Raw genomic sequence first — 3,589 nt, forward strand, 5'->3', positions numbered from 1 at the left:
AAATACAGTAACTATGTGGCTTTCAGCCACTTTCACGGCTGTGCCGTGAATAATATAGGATTATTTATATAAAAAGAAATGTTCATAAGGTCGGGATGGAGACCGAAAACCCATTCCCATTGCAGAATAAACTGTGAAAAGTTAGTAGATGGAAGTTTAATGGAAGAATAAATAGTTATAAAAGCGTAATGGAAAGAAGAAGGAAAAATGATAGAAGCACTCTGGGATTTCTTTGGATTGTATAAGGCGGGTTCTGATTATTTACCGGGCTTTTGGCTTACGATGCTACTTCTTTATCTGAATGCAGGTCTGTATCTTGCTGACCTGTACCATCTGGTGAAACGTAAGTCAAAAGCGGAAACAGTCAGTCTGATGGCGATACCGGGAATCTTTGCGATACTTTTGGTGGCGGTGGCATCGTTTTTCACACATGTGCCGAATCTTCTGAGAGAAACTTCACGGGCAAAATGTCTGAGTCTGCTTATAACGACAATGTTGCCGGAAACGAACCTTGCGCTGCTTCTTGTTGTGTTTCTTTATCCGGTTCTATGGGGAATCGGGTTCTGGCGTCAGCGGAAGCACGAGCATGGCAGCTGCAAACGCTGGGCGCTGTCCAGTATTCCGGATTATATTGCATGGATTATACTGGTGTGTGGTATAGGCTATCACCTGATTTTCGGGGAAAATATCCTGCATAGTGTTCTGGAAAATGCAAAGGACGGAGATTTGCTGGCTCTTTATGGCTCCTCCCACGGAATAGGGTTATACATATGGATGTATGGGACTTATATACTTGTGTGTAAGGAAGTGGTGCTGCTTGTCGGTCTTTTGTCTGAGCTTTTGCTTATGCGGATTCCGCTTCGCTACCGCAGTGGAAAAAATGCTGTTACCTTTGTCGGCTTTTATTATCTGTTTTGCCAGAATGCCGTTTTTCGGGGTACCTTTCTGATGGAAGCCGCGCTGGTGATTCCCCTTTGCGGAGTGATGCTCAGGGAAGCGGCGTCGCCTTTCAGCGATAATGCATCGATTATGCTATACGCAGCCTTTTTGCTGCTGACAGGAGCAGTGTTTGTCGTTCTTATTGTCATTCATCCAATCATGCGGACACTTTCCTGCTTTGATGCCTGGGGACAACGTAAGCAAATCAGAGAGCTTTTCTGTACGGAATATTTTCTTATGCAGCCGGTTTTCAGGAACAGATTGTTCACGGTCACTTATCATTTTATCATTGATGAACAGGACGCAGCCGGTGTGTACTATCTTCCGCTTCTCACAGACATCAGCGGATGGACTTACTCGAAAAATAAGAATGGAAGATGGAAAAGGATCACCTTTGCAGATGGCAGGACGCTTGAGGTGTCGGAGCAGGAGGCAGAGGCGGCAAAGGAAATGCTTACTTATGCGTCAAACCGGCTCTGTGCTCAGAAGGAAACCGGAGGAAATCGGAGCAATATAAACAATATGCCGGGAACAGAGGAAACATGGAACCCGGTCATAAATCCGGCGAAAACGACATACCAGAAACTGGTTAAAGTATTTATGTGTATGTTGGTTATTCTTTTCATGATGAGTTATCAGATATTGAAATAATGTCTGAAAAATGACTATATTTTCGTTGCTATCAATCTGAATACTTTCAGTCAGCTTCGTTCAACAGATTCCAAATGTCTGATATTGTGAAGTTTGGTGAAAATATCAGTATTATTCAAAAGAGAGCAACTTTTGAAAAAATATCAATATTAGAGGTGTATTACCGATGGCAGGCATCAGGAGGAAGAAAGTGCGCCGTTAGTTGCCGCATTTTTTTCCGGGCTGCCTGTGGAAACGCTGAATGTTGCGCGCATCATAATCCGACTTTCCACCGCGAACCTTTTGTCAGGGATGCAGGGGGAAAGCTTCTGACGCTTCTGAAATGCCTTTGCAGAGGATGCTCAGAGGTGCCGCATGGCGGGTATGAATGAGCACTTGTCGAAGCCGCTGGAAATGGACAAGGTTGTTTCCGTTATTGCGAAATACAGGGGGTAAAGGGAAGATGGAGAAACTGTTGTTTACGCTTATACTGGTTCTGACCGTCGGTATCATTTATCTGATAACGGGCAGAAACCGGCGGCAGATAAATAAAATCCCGGAGGGAATGGCAATATTATGTCAGCCGCCGGGGAAAAGGTATGTCGTATATGCGCTGGGAGTGCTGGCAGTTGTTTTTGTGGGAATTTTCAGCATCCTTTACATAATGGACGGAGCCCCCGGGGAGGCGAGGGGGATGTGGAGCCTGTGTGTGGCAATGGCAATTCTGCTTTTAATAGTTACCATATTTGCGGGAAATATCATGGCGAGGGAATGTATTTATTTTAATGGAGATACAATACAGATAGAAAAAGCCTTTCAGAAGCCCCGGACAGTCAGATGGCAGGAAATCCGGAAAATAGACGGTAGCTTTGATAATATGGTTAATTTATATCTTTCGGATGGAACAAAAATTCTCACAGTGGGTATCGGCATGTTGAATTATGAGCTATTCTGTGACGTACTCAGGAAGAAATGCCCTGAAACGGTTGCCGTGTATTACCGCTCTCAGGTCTACGAAAGTCCGCAGAAGCGGATTCTGCGATACGGGACGGAGTACTATATTCTGGCAGGATTGGGAATTTTAATCCTGCTGGAATATCTGGCAATGCTGTTGCTTTCGGGGGAGGAAAATCCATTGCGGGGTTTTTCACAGAGTGAGCCTTCGGAATGGTTTTCCCTGTTGTTTGCGCCGATTTACGGTGTGGCATGTTTGATTTTTCTGTTTATCATGTGTAATACAAGAGTACGGTATTCGGAAGAAAAAATGATGATAAAACATCCTATACGAAAGGAAACGGAGTTATACTGGCGGAACATACAGAGAATCGAAGCAGTTACAGCAGTAAAGCAGGGGAAAAGAACCTGGAAAAAGCTGCGGATTTATACAAAGGAGGGGGTATACAAAATTAGTTTTGCATACCTTACCCATGGAAAAGACGATTTTATGGCGGAAGTTCTGAAAATGGTTGAGAAATATGAAATTATAAATTGAAATTCTTTATGACTGTTTTGACGAGTTTAAATTAGTAGTGAAATGTTCACCACCTGGATATTATCAGGGATTTTTGGAAGGTCTGGTAAAAATTGATGCAGAGGCTACCAGAAGATTTTTGGTAAATCTCGGAAGTGAGTCTTACAGGACGGGACGAATCAATGGCGAATTTATCCATGTGGTCTGCAGTGGCTTTTATGCGGGATTGTTTGAAGTAGTAGTTCATGATATGCCGAGAGAGGCAGCAGAAGGATATATCAGGGAGCTGCGTTCCTTTTATTATAACGGCTGGAAAGAGTATTTCTAGGAAAAAGCGGTCAGATGCATCGATTATCAACCGATAATTTGTGAACACAGGAATCATAAATTGTCGGTTTTTTTATGAGATATGATTAGTTAAAACTAACAAAAGGAGGACAGATATGGATACAAAGAAACAAAATCCGGTTGCTGTCTGCCGTATGCATCAAGAAGAGTGGAATCCAGATCCAGAATAACAGCCTGTGGCATCTGAACACTGTAAATTTT

Annotated in this window: 3 protein-coding genes; all 3 read left to right on the forward strand. The window is 43.2% G+C overall.

The window, feature by feature from the left end; translation table 11 throughout:
- Positions 1-207 precede the first annotated feature (207 nt).
- The 3 genes from DW835_RS17550 to DW835_RS17565 all read left to right on the forward strand — a co-directional run bounded on the left by DW835_RS17550 (position 208) and on the right by DW835_RS17565 (position 3,368).
- The gene (locus DW835_RS17550; RefSeq protein WP_118503970.1) at positions 208-1,590 is read left to right on the forward strand and encodes a hypothetical protein; all 1,383 of its coding nucleotides are present in this window, start codon (positions 208-210) and stop codon (positions 1,588-1,590) included.
- A 442-nt stretch (positions 1,591-2,032) separates the two neighbouring features.
- Positions 2,033-3,061 carry a hypothetical protein gene (locus tag DW835_RS17560; RefSeq protein ID WP_118669358.1) on the forward strand — a complete coding sequence of 343 codons (1,029 nt, stop codon included), beginning with the start codon at positions 2,033-2,035 and terminating at the stop codon, positions 3,059-3,061.
- 37 nt (positions 3,062-3,098) lie between these two features.
- Positions 3,099-3,368: a hypothetical protein gene (locus tag DW835_RS17565; RefSeq protein WP_182430356.1), complete on the forward strand. Its 270-nt coding sequence runs from the start codon at positions 3,099-3,101 to the stop codon at positions 3,366-3,368.
- The last annotated feature ends 221 nt before the right edge of the window (positions 3,369-3,589 follow it).

The sequence above is a fragment of the Clostridium sp. AM34-9AC genome, from assembly GCF_003480225.1.
In the GTDB taxonomy this organism is placed as follows: Bacteria; Bacillota; Clostridia; order Lachnospirales; family Lachnospiraceae; genus Acetatifactor; species Acetatifactor acetigignens.

Bases quoted from the DNA above. Each gene is read 5' to 3' on its own strand.
- DW835_RS17550 (WP_118503970.1), top strand. From the start codon at position 208: ATGATAGAAGCACTCTGGGATTTCTTTGGATTGTATAAGGCGGGTTCT.
- DW835_RS17560 (WP_118669358.1), top strand. From the start codon at position 2,033: ATGGAGAAACTGTTGTTTACGCTTATACTGGTTCTGACCGTCGGTATC.